This window comes from Microbispora sp. H13382, assembly GCF_014161445.1.
GTDB lineage: Bacteria > Actinomycetota > Actinomycetes > Streptosporangiales > Streptosporangiaceae > Microbispora.
The window spans coordinates 605,561-619,401 of sequence record NZ_JABBXA010000001.1 but is presented as its reverse complement, the minus strand read 5'-3'; the positions used below and the strand labels follow the sequence as shown (position 1 = coordinate 619,401).

The window sequence follows — 13,841 nt, the reverse complement described above, 5'->3', positions numbered from 1 at the left end:
GCGGCTCCGGGCTAGTCTCGCAGCCTCCTGGCGTGTTCCTGCAGGGAACGCACGTCGATGTCGCCTCTGACGATGTGCTGGATGCCCTGGACGGCGGCCGCCAGGCCCTGGACGGTCGTGATGCAGGCGATGCCGCGGTTGACGGCGGCGGTGCGGATCTCATACCCGTCCAGGCGCGGCCCGGACTGGCCGGGGCTGCCGAACGGCGTGTTCACGATGAGGTCCACCTCCCCGTCGAGGATGCGCCGCACGATCGTCGGCTCGCCCTCGGGACCGGCGCCGTCGCTGTGCTTGCGCACGATCTTGGCATGGACGCCGTTGCGGCGCAGCACCTCGGCGGTGCCCTCCGTGGCCAGGATCTCGAAGCCGAGGTCCGCCAGCGCCTTCACGGGGAAGATCATGGCCCGCTTGTCCTTGTTGGCGACCGAGACGAACGCCCGGCCCTTGGTGGGCAGCGCGCCGTAGGCCGCCGACTGCGACTTGGCGAAGGCCGTGCCGAAGAACTCGTCGATGCCCATGACCTCGCCGGTCGAGCGCATCTCCGGCCCGAGCACGGTGTCCACGCCGCGGAACCGGTTGAACGGCAGCACCGCCTCCTTGACCGCGACCGGCGCGTCCAGCGGCAGCGTGCCGCCGTCGTAGTCGGCCGGCAGCATGCCCTCGGCGCGCAGCTCGGCGATCGTCGCGCCCAGCATCAGCCGCGCCGCCGCCTTGGCCAGCGGCACCGCCGTGGCCTTCGACACGAACGGCACCGTACGGCTGGCCCTGGGGTTGGCCTCCAGGACGTACAGCACGTTGGAGGCCATCGCGTACTGGACGTTCAGCAGGCCGCGCACGCCCACGCCGCGGGCGATGGCCTCGGTGGCCGCGCGGATCCGCTTGACGTCGAAGCCGCCCAGCGTGATCGGCGGCAGGGCGCAGGCCGAGTCGCCGGAGTGGATGCCGGCCTCCTCGATGTGCTCCATGACGCCGCCGAGGTAGAGCTCCTCGCCGTCGAACAGCGCGTCCACGTCGATCTCGATGGCGTCGTCGAGGAACCGGTCGATCAGCACCGGGTGCTCGGAGGCCGCCTTCGCCATGTACGCCGCGAGGGTGTCCTCGTCGTACACGATGGCCATGCCGGCCCCGCCGAGCACGTACGACGGCCGGACGAGCACCGGGTAGCCGATCTCCTCGGCGACGGCCTTCGCCTCGTCCACGGTCGTCGCGGTGCCGTGCTTGGGCGCGGGAAGCCCGGCCTCGGCGAGGACCCGGCCGAACGCGCCCCGGTCCTCGGCGAGGTGGATCGACTCGGGCGAGGTGCCCACCACGGGCACCCCGGCGTCCTTGAGCGCCTGGGCGAGCCCGAGCGGCGTCTGGCCGCCGAGCTGCACGATGACGCCGGCGACCGGCCCCGTCTCCTGCTCGGCGTGCACGACCTCCAGGACGTCCTCCAGCGTGAGCGGCTCGAAGTAGAGCCGGCCGGAGGTGTCGTAGTCGGTCGAGACGGTCTCGGGGTTGCAGTTGACCATCACGGTCTCGTAGCCGGCCTTGGCCAGCTCGAACGACGCGTGCACGCAGGCGTAGTCGAACTCGATGCCCTGGCCGATGCGGTTGGGCCCGCTGCCCAGGATGATCACCTTGGGCCGGTCCCCCACCGGCACCTCGGTCTCCTCGTCGTACGTCGAGTAGAGGTACGGCGTGCGCGCGGCGAACTCGGCGGCGCAGGTGTCCACGGTGTTGTAGACGGGCCGCAGACCGAGCTCGTGGCGCGTGGCCCGCACCTCGGTCTCCGGCACGCCCAGGATCTCGGCGATCTGCGCGTCGCTGAAGCCGTGCCGCTTGGCCAGCTCCAGCGTGGGCCGGTCGAGCGCGGTGATCGACCGGGCGACCTCGTCGATCGCGAAGAGCTGGTCGACGAACCACGGGTCCACCTTCGTGGCCTCGTGGACCTGCTCGGGCGTCGCGCCCGCCCTGATGGCCTGCTGCATCGTGCGCAGCCGTCCGTCGTGCGGCCTGCGGCAGGCCTCCAGGAGCTCGTCCAGGTCGCCGGGCTCGCCCGCCCAGCCGAACGACGACCCCTTCTTCTCCAGCGACCGCAGCGCCTTCTGCAGCGCCTCCGGGAAGGAGCGCCCGATCGCCATCGCCTCGCCGACCGACTTCATGTGGGTGGTCAGCGTCTCGTCGGCCCCGGCGAACTTCTCGAACGCGAACCTGGGCACCTTGACCACGATGTAGTCGAGCGACGGCTCGAACGACGCCGGGGTCTCCTTGGTGATGTCGTTGGGGACCTCGTCGAGGGTGTACCCGATCGCGAGCTTGGCGGCGATCTTGGCGATCGGGAAGCCGGTGGCCTTGGACGCCAGCGCCGACGACCGCGAAACGCGCGGGTTCATCTCGATGACGATCATCCGGCCGGTCTCCGGGTCGACCGCGAACTGGATGTTGCAGCCGCCGGTGTCGACGCCGACCTCGCGGATGACCGCGATCGCGACGTCGCGCATGTTCTGGTACTCGCGGTCGGTCAGGGTCAGCGCGGGCGCCACGGTCACGCTGTCGCCGGTGTGGACGCCCATCGGGTCGATGTTCTCGATGGAGCACACGATGACCACGTTGTCGTTGCGGTCCCGCATGACCTCCAGCTCGTACTCCTTCCAGCCGAGGATCGACTCCTCCAGGAGCACCTCGGTGGTCGGGGAGGCGTCCAGGCCGGCGCCCGCGATGCGGTGCAGCTCCTGCTCGTCGTGGGCGAAGCCGGACCCCGCGCCGCCCATCGTGAAGCTCGGGCGGACGACGACGGGGTAGCCCAGCTCGTCGGCCGCGCGCAGGCACTCGTCCATCGTGTGGCAGATCGCGCTGCGCGCCGACTCGGCGTTGAGGCCGTGCTCGACGGCGACCTTCGCGACGATCTCCTTGAACCGCTCGCGGTTCTCCCCCGCCTGGATGGCGTCGATGTCGGCGCCGATCAGCTCGACGCCGTACTTGCCGAGCACACCCGCCTCGTGCAGCGCCACGGCCGTGTTGAGCGCGGTCTGGCCGCCCAGCGTGGGCAGCAGCGCATCGGGCCGCTCCTTGGCGATGATCTTCTCGACGATGTCCGGCGTGATCGGCTCGACGTAGGTGGCGTCGGCGAACTCCGGGTCCGTCATGATCGTGGCGGGGTTGCTGTTGACCAGGATGACCCGGAACCCCTCGCTGCGCAGGACGCGGCAGGCCTGGGTGCCGGAGTAGTCGAACTCGCACGCCTGTCCGATGACGATCGGGCCGGAGCCGATCACCATGACGGACCTGATGTCCGTACGCTTAGGCACCCTTGGCCCCCTTCTTGTCCATCAGCTCGCAGAACTCGTCGAACAGGTACGCGGCGTCGTGCGGCCCCGCGGCCGCCTCGGGGTGGTACTGCACGCTGAACGCCGGGCGGTCCAGCAGGCGCAGCCCCTCCACGCAGTCGTCGTTGAGGTTGACGTGGCTCACCTCCGCCGCGCCGTACGGCGTCTCGAAGGGCCCGTCCAGCGGCGCGCGCACGGCGAAGCCGTGGTTGTGCGCGGAGATCTCGACCTTGCCGGTCCTGCGGTCCTGCACCGGCTGGTTCACCCCGCGGTGGCCGTACCGCAGCTTGTAGGTGCCGAGGCCGAGCGCCCGTCCGAGGATCTGGTTGCCGAAGCAGATGCCGAAGAACGGCACGCTCTCGCCCAGCACCTCGCGCAGGGAGTCGACCGCGTAGCCGGCGGCGGCGGGGTCGCCGGGGCCGTTGGAGAAGAAGACGCCGTCGGGGTCGAGGGCGAGGATGTCGGCCGCCTTGGCGGTCGCGGGCAGCACGTGCACCTCGCAGCCCCGCTCGGACATCCGCTGCGGCGTCATGGCCTTGATGCCGAGGTCGACCGCGGCGACGGTGAAGCGCTTGCGGCCGACGGCCGGCACGACGTACGGCTCGGGCGTGCTGACCTCGCGGGCCAGGTCGGCGCCCTCCATGCCGGGCGCGCGCCGCACCCGCTCGACGAGCTCGGCGACGTCGCCGCCCTCGCTGAAGACGCCCGCGCGCATCGCGCCGCGCTCGCGCAGGTGGCGGGTGAGGGCACGGGTGCCGGGCATCGCGATCCCGACGACGCCCTGGTCGCGCAGATATTCGTCGAGCGTCCTGCGGGAGCGCCAGTTCGAGGGGATCCGCGACGGCTCCCGCACCACGTAGCCGGCGACCCAGACCCTGCGGGACTCGGGGTCCTCGTCGTTGACGCCGGTGTTGCCGATGTGCGGGGCGGTCATCGCCACGATCTGCCGGTGGTAGGAGGGGTCGGTGAGCGTCTCCTGGTAGCCGGTCATGCCGGTGTTGAAGACCATCTCGCCGAACGTCTCGCCCACGGCGCCGTACGGCGTTCCCTCGAAGACGCGTCCGTCCTCGAGCACGAGCAGGGCTGTCATACGAGCTTCCCTTCGAGAACGGTGGGGCGGCCGCGCAGGAACGTCGCGACGACGCGGCCGGGCAGGGTCAGCCCCTCGTAGGGGGTGTTGCGGCTTTTCGACACCATCGCGGCGGGGTCCACGGGCTGCCGGCCCGACGGGTCGTACAGGGTGACGTTGCCGGGGGCGCCGGGCTCGATCGGGCGGCCGTGCCCGGTCAGGCGGCCGATCCTCGCGGGCCGCGCCGACATGCGGTCGGCGACGCCGGCCCAGTCGAGCAGGCCGGTCTCGACCATGGCCTCCTGGACCACGGACAGGGCGGTCTCCAGGCCGATCATGCCCATGGCCGCCGCGGCCCACTCGGTCTCCTTGTCCTCGACCGGGTGGGGCGCGTGGTCGGTGGCCACGCAGTCGATCGTGCCGTCGGCCAGCGCCTCGCGCAGCGCCCGCACGTCCTCGGCGGTGCGCAGCGGCGGGTTCACCTTGTAGATCGGGTTGTACGGGCCGAGCGGCGAGCGCTCCGCGCAGGAGTCGGTCAGCAGGAGGTGGTGCGGGGTGACCTCGGCGGTCACGTCCCAGCCCTTCGACTTGGCCCAGCGGATGATCTCGACCGAGCCCGCGGTGGAGACGTGGCAGACGTGCAGCCGGGAGCCGACGTGCGCGGCGAGCAGGCAGTCACGCGCGATGATCGCCTCCTCGGCGACCGCCGGCCAGCCGGTCAGGCCGAGCCTGGCCGACACCTCGCCCTCGTTGAGCTGGGCGCCCTCGGTCAGCCTCGGCTCCTGGGCGTGCTGGGCGACGACGCCGTCGAACGCCTTGACGTACTCCAGCGCCCGGCGCATCAGCACGGCGTCGGACACGCACTTGCCGTCGTCGGAGAAGACCCGCACGCGGGCCGCGGAGTCGGCCATCGCGCCGAGCTCGGCGAGCTGGCGGCCCTGGAGGCCGGAGGTCACCGCGCCCACGGGCTGCACGTCGCAGTGGCCGTGCTCCTGGCCGAGCCGCCAGACCTGCTCCACCACGCCGGCGGTGTCGGCCACGGGGGAGGTGTTGGCCATCGCGTGGACGGCGGTGTACCCGCCGCGCGCCGCGGCCTGGGTCCCGGTCTCGACCGTCTCGGCGTCCTCCCGGCCGGGCTCGCGCAGGTGGGTGTGCAGGTCCACCAGGCCGGGCAGGGCGACCAGCCCGTCGGCGTCGACCGTCTGGTCGGCCCTCGCGCCCGCGAGGTCGCCGGTCTCCGCCACGACGCCGTCGCGCAGCAGGATGTCGCTCGGGGCGCCGCCCAGGATCCGGGCGCCCCTGATGAGGATGGTGCTCACAGCCGTCCCCTCGTGAAGGTCGTGGGTGCTCATTCGGCGCCTCCGATCGCGGGCTCGGATCCGCCGAGCAGCAGGTAGAGAACGGCCATCCGGACGGTCACGCCGTTGGTGACCTGCTCGACGATCGTCGAGCGCGGCGAGTCGGCGACCTCCGCGGAGATCTCCATTCCGCGGTTCATCGGGCCGGGGTGCATGACGACGGCGTCGTCGTGCAGGCGGGCGAAGCGGTCGCGGTCGAGGCCGTAGCGGCGGCTGTACTCCCGCGCCGAGGGGAAGTAGGCCGCGTTCATGCGTTCGAGCTGGACCCGCAGCATCATCACGACGTCCGACTTGGGCAGCACGGCGTCGAGGTCGTAGGAGACCTGGCAGGGCCACGTCCCGACCGCGACCGGCAGCAGGGTCGGGGGCGCGACCAGCGTCACCTCCGCGCCGAGCGTGTGCAGCAGCAGCACGTTGGACCGGGCGACCCGGCTGTGCAGCACGTCGCCCACGATGGCGATCTTCAGGCCCTCCAGCCGGCCCAGCCGGCGGCGGATGCTGAAGGCGTCGAGCAGCGCCTGGGTGGGGTGCTCGTGGGTGCCGTCGCCGGCGTTGACCACGCTGCCGCGCACCCAGTTGGCCAGGCGGTGCGGCGCGCCGGAGGCGCTGTGCCGGATGACCACGGCGTCGGCGCCCATGGCCTCCAGGGTGAGCGCGGTGTCCTTCAGCGACTCGCCCTTGGACACGCTCGATCCCTTGGCCGAGAAATTGATCACATCGGCCGACAGGCGCTTGGCCGCGGCCTCGAACGAGATGCGGGTCCGGGTGGAGTCCTCGAAGAAGAGGTTCACCACCGTGCGGCCGCGCAGCGTCGGCAGCTTCTTGATGGACCGCTGCGAGACCTGGGCCAGTTCCTCGGCCGTGTCGAGGATGAGGAGGGCGTCGTCGCGGGTGAGGTCGCCGGTCGAGATCAGGTGCCGCTTCATCGGTCGTCCTCCTTGATGAGCACGACCGCGTCGCGCCCGTCCGTCTCCTCCAGGAAGACCTTGACCTTCTCGCTCTTGGAGGTCGGCAGGTTCTTGCCGACGTAGTCGGCGCGGATCGGCAGCTCCCGGTGGCCGCGGTCGACGAGCGTGGCGAGCTGGACTGCCCTGGGCCTGCCCACGTCGTTCAGCGCGTCGAGCGCGGCGCGCACGGTGCGGCCGGAGTAGAGGACGTCGTCCACCAGGACGACGGTCCTGCCGTCCACGCCGTCCGGGGGCAGTTCGGTGCGGCCGAGCGGGCGCGCGGGCCGCAGGCGCAGGTCGTCGCGGTACATCGTGACGTCGATGGCGCCGACGGGAACCTTGATCCCCTCGAACTGCGCGATGCGCCCGGCGATGCGCTGCGCGAGGGTGGCGCCGCGGGTGGGGATGCCGATCAGGACGACGCTCTCCGCGCCCCTGGTCCGTTCGAGGATCTCGTGTGCGATCCGGGTGAGCGCCCGGTGGATGTCGGGCCCCTCCAGGACGGCGCGGGCCGGATTTCGGGCATCAGACATGAAAAAGTCACCACCTTTCCCGCCTCACGGGACGGGTCTTAAAGGGTGTTCGGTCTGCTTAGAGTATCAGGGCCGTCTGCGAACCCCCCTCCCGCCAGGGGTGATACACCCCCGGGGCCGCTCGCCGGCGGCGTGGGGAGGACGCGACGGGAGACGTGCCGGTTACGTATCGGGGATCGGAAGCCGCATCGCGCCGGGTGTCGGGGATTTCGGGGAGAGCACTGTTTGACGCTCTTTTTTCCAATCAGCTTGACCTTTGGGAGTGTCGGCTTTACCGTCACTGTCCGTAACCACAACACGCGACCTTCCTGGGTAAAACCCGACGCAGCGGTCACCGAAGGTGCCGGTCACAGGCACCAGCCCCGGTGTTCGGAACGCTTAGGACAAGGGCGCACAATCAAGTGAGAAGAGACATAGAAAGCCGGGGGCCACACGATGCCGTCTGACTACGCCAAGTCGCTGGGCGCGCGCCTGCGCGCCATCCGGACCCAGCAGGGGTTGTCCCTGCACGGTGTGGAAGAGAAGTCCCGCGGACGGTGGAAGGCCGTCGTCGTGGGCTCCTATGAGCGGGGCGACCGCGCGGTAACCGTGCAGAAGCTCGCCGAGCTCGCGGATTTCTACGGAGTGCCGGTGTCGGAGCTTCTTCCCGGCGGAGCCGCCCCCAGTCCGCTCGCGCCCGCGCCCAAGCTGGTCATCGACCTGGAGCGCCTGTCGCAGCTGCCGAAGGACAAGGCCGGCCCGCTGGCGCGTTACGCCGCGACGATCCAGAGCCAGCGTGGCGACTACAACGGCAAGGTGCTGTCCATCCGGCAGGAGGACCTGCGCTCGCTCGCGGTCATCTACGACAAGTCGCCGGTCGAGCTGACCGAGGAGTTCATCCACTGGGGTGTGCTCGACGCGGAGGCCCGCCGCGCCGTCGAGTCCTTCTGACCTCCTGCCCGGCTCGTACGCGGCTCCCCGTCACGGTGCACGAATCACGCCCTGCCGCGTGTGGCTCAGACGGCGCCACCGCACCGGGGAGCCGCCGGTACGAGTGATTCCCGCCACGCGGGGATAGTGCAGGACATGACGTTTTACGTGGGCTCCGAGGTGGGCAGGCTTCGCCGCGTCCTGGTCGACATACCCGAACTCGCGCTCAAGCGGCTCACCCCGGGCAACAAGGACGGCCTGCTGTTCGACGACGTGCTCTGGGTGCACCGCGCGCTGGAGGAGCACCGCGAGTGGTGCGACGTGCTCGCCGGGCGCGGCGTCACGGTGCACCACCTCGGCGACCTCCTGCGCGAGGTGATCGAGATCCCCGACGCGCGCAAGCACATCCTCGACGGCAGCGTCGACGAGCACTGGTTCGGCCCGCTGACCGCCGACGCGATCCGCAACACGCTCGACTCACTCGACGCCGACGCGCTCGCACCGCTGCTGACCGGCGGGATCACCAAGCGCGAGATCATGGAGCTGGGCTGCGACCCGGGCTCCATCACCTTCCACACCCTGGCGATGGACGACTTCGTCCTCCCGCCGCTGCCCAACCACCTGTTCGCCCGCGACACCTCCTGCTGGGTGTACGACGGGGTGTCGATCAACGCGATGCGCAAGAAGGCGCGCAGGCGGGAGACCGTCAACTACGAGGCCGTCTATCGCTGGCATCCGCTGTTCGCCGCGGGCTACGGCAACCCGGACGACGGGGGGTTCAACGTCTGGTACGAGGGCGTGCGCATGGCCCCGGCCACCATCGAGGGCGGCGACGTCCTGGTGCTCGGCGGCGGCGTCGTGCTCGTCGGGGTGAGCGAGCGCACCCAGCCGCAGGCGGTCGAGATGCTGGCCACCAACCTGTTCCGGGCGGGGTCGGCGACCCGCATCGTGGCGCTCGACCTGCCCAAGACCCGTGCGTTCATGCACCTCGACACCGTGATGACCAACGTCGACGTGGGCGTGTTCACCAAGTACGCCGGGCTCGGCATGCTTCCCTCGTACACGGTGGAGCCGGGCGACACCGACAAGGAGCTGAAGGTCACCGACCACCCGCCGGAGGACATGCACAAGGCGATCGCGCGGGCCCTCGGCCTGGACGACATCAAGGTCCTCACGCCGACGCAGGACGTGCACGCGGCCGAGCGCGAGCAGTGGGACGACGGCTGCAACGTGCTGGCGCTGGAGCCGGGTGTGGTCGTCGCCTACGAACGCAACACCACGACCAACAACCACCTGCGCAGGCACGGCATCGAGGTCATCCCGATCCGCGGCAGCGAGCTCGGCCGCGGACGCGGCGGGCCCCGGTGCATGAGCTGCCCCCTGGAGCGCGACCCCGTCTGAGCACCCGCGGCCCGCCCACGGCAGGAGCGGACCCGAGACACCGCGCGGCGGCCGGTCATCGGACGCGGCCGCGCCGCTCGTCCTCCCCTGCGGCACGCCTGGCCGCAGCGAGCCGGCCGGGTCTGGCGACGGCGCTCGGCATGGTGGCGACCCTGCCGATCCGCGCCGTGCCGGGATCGGTGGTCAGCCGGCCATGGGCAGGGTGGGGCGGCCCGGCAGACCGAGGATCGACTCGACCTCGCCGACGAACCTGTCCGCCTCCGCTATGATCTCTTCCGCGTCGTTCTGCGTGACGGCGCGGACCATGCCGGCCTCGGCCGCCGCACGCTTGGTCGCGCTCACCGCGAAGTAGGCCGCCCAGTCCGCGAGCTTGGGCTCGGCCTCCGGCAGCAGCTCCCAGGCGCTGCGCAGGCGCCGCCTGCGGCCGTCCATCGGCCGCGGACGCGCCGCGAGGATCCCGGCGGCCGCACGGAGGGCCGCCAGGTGGGCCGACACGTAGCGGTCCGCGGGGGTGGGCCCGACGGTGGCGTCCGCGAGGCATGCTCTGGCGTCCGCGAGGTGTGCCAGAACCGCCTGCGAGAGCCGGGGCCCGCTCTTCTGATCGTCGTTCTCCTCAGTCATGCCCGCCTCCTTGAGTCGTGGCACTCCGGCGAAGGTCGCCGGTGATCTCACAGTCGCAGATCGCACCGACAATTTCGCCGGCCGGGAGATCCCGTGAACCGCTCGAGATCGCCCGACGCTTTCTCAGGCTCCCGTGGGCGGCCGGACGAGGAGCTTCCCCTCTCCCCGTCCGGCCCACGCCGCGGGCCGTGCCGCATCCGTCTCCGCCGACGACGAAGGCACGATTCCAACGGGGTGGGCGCGAGCCGCGAGTCCCACGCCCACTCCATCGAACATAGATTCGATCATGTCCACTGTCAAGGCTGTCAACGAATACGTGTTCGAGGAGTGTGGCGCAAACGTGGGCACGAGACGGCGGAGGGGCCCCGCGCGAGCACCTCGCGCGGGGCCCCTCCGGGGGTGGAACTGGTGCCGCGACCGCCAAAGTTTGCCCGGACGGAGCGGTGGCCAGAGTGGTGCATCGCAAGGCGGAGGAGGAGCTCGTAGCGGAGCTACGAGCGACGACGACAACGCAGCGAGGTGCCGCTCTGGGCGACGCGACGGGGCAAAGGTTGGCGGGAGGGGCACTAGCGCCTGAAGGCACCCCTGACGTGCACCGGGACGCCCCTGCCGAGCATGCCCGGCAGGACCTCGGCCACGTTCATGGGCAGCCGCACGCAGCCGTGCGACGCCGGGTAGAGCGGCACCGACAGGGCGCCGTGGAGCGCGATGCCGCCGTTGAAGAAGATCGGGTTGTAGAGCTGCCCGAGGTAGGACCGGTGCCAGCCCTTGACCCGCCAGGTGGTCGTGTAGTCGCCGGTCGGCGTGCGGGCGCTGCCGGAGAACCGCTGCCGCTTGCCGTTCCAGGTGGCGTACTCGGTGTAGGGGATGCCGCTGCCGCTGGAGATGTGGCTGATCATCACCGGCGCGCCGCCCCGGTACAGAACCATCACCTGTCTGGTCAGGTCCACCTCGACGCGCGTCGGCTTGCCCCGGGGCACCAGGACCCTGGGCGCGCGGGGGTTCTCCAGCGCCCTCCAGGTGCGGGCGGCGATCGTGCTGGTCGGCTTGATCCCCTGCACCTTCTGGAACGCCCAGACCGCCGTCAGCGTGGCCCCGCCGTACCGGCCGTCGGCCGCGCCGGGCATGTATCCGAGCTCCTGGAGCCGGGACTGCAGCGCCTTCACGGCCGAGCCCTTGGCGCCGAGCCTGAGCGTCTTGCCCGGCGCGGTGAACGGCGGATAGGCGGCGGCGCGCGCCGGGAGCGCCGCGAGCGCCGGTAACGCTGGCGGCACGGTCGCCGTGGTCACCGCTCCCGCGGGCGCGGCGGTGCGCGCCTGCGCCGTGCCGGTGACGCCGGCCACCGCGAACGTCACGGCCCCCACCGCGACGAGCGTGGCCGCGGCCAGTCGCCGTCGACCCCTCATCATGACCAACCCCTCATAAGCCCGATTCCCGATCAAAGGACCCACCTTACGGTCCGATTGTGAGCCGCTTGATCTTAAGTGGCCATAATCGGCGGCGTATGTCCTGGCAATCCGTTTAGAGTGACCGCGTGGCAGAAAAGTTGCATCCGAACGTCGTCCGAGTCCAGGAGGCCCTGCGGGCCCACGAGGTGGCGGGCGAGGTCGTCGTGCTGGACGAGGCCGCCCCGACCGCCGCCACTGCGGCGGCCCGGCTCGGCTGCGAGGTGGGCGCGATCGCGAACAGCCTGATCTTCGACGCGGACGGCGCGCCGCTGCTGGTGCTCACCAGCGGCGCCCACCGCGTGAACACCGACCTGATCGCGCGGCTCGTCGGCGCGGCGAAGGTGCGGCGGGCCACGCCGGAGTTCGTCCGCGAGCACACCGGGCAGCCCATCGGCGGCGTCGCCCCGGTCGGGCACCCCGCGCCCGTACGGACGCTCGTGGACACCTGGCTGGGCAAGCACAGCGTGGTGTGGGCCGCCGCGGGGCACCCCCACACGGTCTTCCCCACGTCCTACGAGGAGTTGCTGCGCATTACCGGGGGCACGGCCGCCGAGGTGGAGTGACGCCTGCCGGACCGGCCCGGCGACGTTTTGCTAATGTGCGACGAGTGATCCAACTGCGACGGGTGGGGCCCGACCGGTTCAGGGCGGTGCTGGACACCGTTCTGGAGATTTACACGGTCGCCATGCGCCCGCCGTCGGACCAGCTCGCGGGGCGCATGGCGATCATGCGTAACCACTCCACCTATCCCGACTTCGACTGCATGCTCGCCGAGGACGCGCAGGCTCCTGGCGGCGTCGCCGGCTTCGCGTACGGCTTCCACGGCGGCCATGGGCAGTGGTGGCACGACGTCGTACGCGGGGCGCTGCAGGACCGGGCCGGGCCGGTGGTGGCGGAGGACTGGTTCGGCGACGCCCTGGAGATCGCCGAGATCCACGTGCGCCCCGAGTACCAGGGCCAGGGGATCGGGCGGCGCCTGATCCACACGCTGTGCGAGGGCCGCCCGGAGCGTACGGCCGTGCTCTCGACGCACGACGCCCCCACGGTGGCCCGGCATCTCTACCGGGACGTCGGGTTCGCCGACCTGATGACCCGGTTCGTCTTCCCCGGCGGATACGAGGAGTACGTCATCGCCGGGGTGCGGCTGCCGCTGCCCGAGCTCGGGGCCCGCGAGAGCTGAACGGACCGGCCGGCTCAGCCGGCGACGGCCGCGGGCACGCTGTGCAGCGCCTGGAACACCTCGCGGGTCGCGCTCGACCGGTTGAAGGTGATGAAGTGGATGCCGGGCGCGCCCTCGTCGAGCAGCTTCTGGCACAGCTCGACGGCGTGCTCGATCCCGAGGCGGCGAACCGCGGCCGGGTCGTCGGCGACGGCCTCGAACCGCTCGGCCACCTCGGGCGGGAACGGCGCGCCGGACAGCTGCTCCGACCGGGCGATCGTGCTCATCTGCGTGACGGGCATGATGCCGGGGATGATGGGGGTGTCACACCCACGGGCCGCCACGCGGTCACGCAGCCGCAGGTAGTCCTCCGCCCGGAAGAACATCTGGGTGATCGCGTAGTCCGCGCCGGCCCGGCACTTCTGCACGAAATACTCGGTGTCCGACTCGATGCTCGCCGACCTGGGGTGCTTGTACGGGAATGCGGCCACCCCCACGCAGAAGTCGCCCGCCTGGCGGATCAGGCGCACCAGCTCCTCGGCGTACAGCACGCCCTCCGGGTGCTTGACCCACTCGTCCAGGGGGTTGCCCCCGCGCGGGTCGCCGCGTACGGCGAGGATGTTGCGCACGCCCGCGTCGGCGAACCGGCCGACGAGGTGGCGCAGCTCGCGGATCGAGTGGTCGACCGCGGTGAAGTGGGCGACGGGGGTCAGCGTCGTCTCGTGCGCCAGCCGCTCGACGATGTTCACGGTGCGGTCGCGGGTCGAGCCGCCGGCGCCGTAGGTCACGGAGACGAACGTCGGCCGCAGCGCCTCGAGCTCGCGGATGGCCCGCCACAGCTGGCGCTCCCCCTCGTCGGTCTTCGGCGGGGAGAACTCGAACGAGAACGAGCGCTCGCCCGCGGCCAGCAGTTCGCGGACCGTCGGGACGCGATCAGGAAGCCGCGAGGGCAGACCGAGAGCCATACAGGAGAGGTTACAGCGCCGCACTTTTCCCGATGGTCGCAGTCTTGCTATGTGGACGTTTTCCCTTACTGGGTGAGTTAACCCACTTGAAGGGGGATCTGGTGATGTGTGTCCGGATCAACC

12 protein-coding genes are annotated in these 13,841 nt (G+C 71.2%); 4 read left to right on the top strand and 8 right to left on the bottom strand.

Annotated features, from left to right (window positions below):
• Positions 1-11: 11 nt before the first annotated feature.
• From carB to pyrR, 5 genes are read right to left on the bottom strand one after another with little or no spacing between them, the layout of a single operon-like run.
• Positions 12-3,290 carry a carbamoyl-phosphate synthase large subunit gene (carB, locus tag HHX41_RS02740; protein WP_182904655.1) on the bottom strand — a complete coding sequence of 1,093 codons (3,279 nt, stop codon included), beginning with the start codon at positions 3,288-3,290 and terminating at the stop codon, positions 12-14.
• Positions 3,283-4,398 (bottom strand): glutamine-hydrolyzing carbamoyl-phosphate synthase small subunit, encoded by a 1,116-nt coding sequence (gene carA / locus HHX41_RS02735; RefSeq protein WP_169978588.1) that lies wholly within the window; start codon positions 4,396-4,398, stop codon positions 3,283-3,285. The genes carB and carA overlap by 8 nt, the downstream gene beginning before the upstream one ends.
• On the bottom strand, positions 4,395-5,696 hold the full coding sequence (locus HHX41_RS02730; protein WP_182904654.1) for a dihydroorotase: 1,302 nt from the start codon (positions 5,694-5,696) through the stop codon (positions 4,395-4,397). The genes carA and HHX41_RS02730 overlap by 4 nt, the downstream gene beginning before the upstream one ends.
• Before the next feature lie 29 nt (positions 5,697-5,725).
• Positions 5,726-6,661: an aspartate carbamoyltransferase catalytic subunit gene (locus HHX41_RS02725; protein WP_169978592.1), complete on the bottom strand. Its 936-nt coding sequence runs from the start codon at positions 6,659-6,661 to the stop codon at positions 5,726-5,728.
• The gene (gene pyrR, locus HHX41_RS02720) at positions 6,658-7,215 is read right to left on the bottom strand and encodes a bifunctional pyr operon transcriptional regulator/uracil phosphoribosyltransferase PyrR (RefSeq protein WP_169978594.1); all 558 of its coding nucleotides are present in this window, start codon (positions 7,213-7,215) and stop codon (positions 6,658-6,660) included. The genes HHX41_RS02725 and pyrR overlap by 4 nt, the downstream gene beginning before the upstream one ends.
• Before the next feature lie 435 nt (positions 7,216-7,650).
• On the opposite strand from pyrR, the gene HHX41_RS02715 reads away from it, so the two are divergent.
• Both HHX41_RS02715 and HHX41_RS02710 read left to right on the top strand, forming a co-directional pair.
• Positions 7,651-8,145 (top strand): transcriptional regulator, encoded by a 495-nt coding sequence (locus HHX41_RS02715; RefSeq protein ID WP_030508976.1) that lies wholly within the window; start codon positions 7,651-7,653, stop codon positions 8,143-8,145.
• A 135-nt stretch (positions 8,146-8,280) separates the two neighbouring features.
• The gene (locus HHX41_RS02710; RefSeq protein WP_169978596.1) at positions 8,281-9,525 is read left to right on the top strand and encodes an arginine deiminase; all 1,245 of its coding nucleotides are present in this window, start codon (positions 8,281-8,283) and stop codon (positions 9,523-9,525) included.
• 183 nt (positions 9,526-9,708) lie between these two features.
• On the opposite strand, the gene HHX41_RS02705 is transcribed toward HHX41_RS02710, so the two are convergent.
• Both HHX41_RS02705 and HHX41_RS02700 read right to left on the bottom strand, forming a co-directional pair.
• A complete protein-coding gene (locus HHX41_RS02705; RefSeq protein ID WP_142556683.1) occupies positions 9,709-10,146 on the bottom strand; it encodes an SAV_6107 family HEPN domain-containing protein in 438 nt (145 codons plus the stop codon).
• A 566-nt stretch (positions 10,147-10,712) separates the two neighbouring features.
• Positions 10,713-11,555, bottom strand: a complete 843-nt coding sequence (locus tag HHX41_RS02700) for a L,D-transpeptidase family protein (protein ID WP_259400563.1) — start codon at positions 11,553-11,555, stop codon at positions 10,713-10,715.
• 125 nt (positions 11,556-11,680) lie between these two features.
• On the opposite strand from HHX41_RS02700, the gene HHX41_RS02695 reads away from it, so the two are divergent.
• Complete coding sequence (locus HHX41_RS02695) at positions 11,681-12,157, top strand: YbaK/EbsC family protein (RefSeq protein WP_169978598.1); 477 nt, start codon at positions 11,681-11,683, stop codon at positions 12,155-12,157.
• Between the two features lie 44 nt (positions 12,158-12,201).
• Entirely contained in the window at positions 12,202-12,774 is a 573-nt protein-coding gene (locus HHX41_RS02690) for a GNAT family N-acetyltransferase (protein WP_169978600.1), read from the top strand.
• Positions 12,775-12,788: 14 nt separating this feature from the next.
• On the opposite strand, the gene metF is transcribed toward HHX41_RS02690, so the two are convergent.
• Positions 12,789-13,718 carry a methylenetetrahydrofolate reductase [NAD(P)H] gene (metF, locus tag HHX41_RS02685; RefSeq protein WP_169978602.1) on the bottom strand — a complete coding sequence of 310 codons (930 nt, stop codon included), beginning with the start codon at positions 13,716-13,718 and terminating at the stop codon, positions 12,789-12,791.
• Positions 13,719-13,841: the final 123 nt, after the last annotated feature.

What these genes read in the sequence shown, in the direction of transcription:
- HHX41_RS02705 (WP_142556683.1), bottom strand. Translation starts at nt 10,146, where the DNA reads ATGACTGAGGAGAACGACGATCAGAAGAGCGGGCCCCGGCTCTCGCAG.
- HHX41_RS02715 (WP_030508976.1), top strand. Translation starts at nt 7,651, where the DNA reads ATGCCGTCTGACTACGCCAAGTCGCTGGGCGCGCGCCTGCGCGCCATC.
- HHX41_RS02725 (WP_169978592.1), bottom strand. Translation starts at nt 6,661, where the DNA reads ATGAAGCGGCACCTGATCTCGACCGGCGACCTCACCCGCGACGACGCC.
- HHX41_RS02700 (WP_259400563.1), bottom strand. Translation starts at nt 11,555, where the DNA reads ATGATGAGGGGTCGACGGCGACTGGCCGCGGCCACGCTCGTCGCGGTG.
- pyrR (WP_169978594.1), bottom strand. Translation starts at nt 7,215, where the DNA reads ATGTCTGATGCCCGAAATCCGGCCCGCGCCGTCCTGGAGGGGCCCGAC.
- metF (WP_169978602.1), bottom strand. Translation starts at nt 13,718, where the DNA reads ATGGCTCTCGGTCTGCCCTCGCGGCTTCCTGATCGCGTCCCGACGGTC.
- carA (WP_169978588.1), bottom strand. Translation starts at nt 4,398, where the DNA reads ATGACAGCCCTGCTCGTGCTCGAGGACGGACGCGTCTTCGAGGGAACG.
- HHX41_RS02710 (WP_169978596.1), top strand. Translation starts at nt 8,281, where the DNA reads ATGACGTTTTACGTGGGCTCCGAGGTGGGCAGGCTTCGCCGCGTCCTG.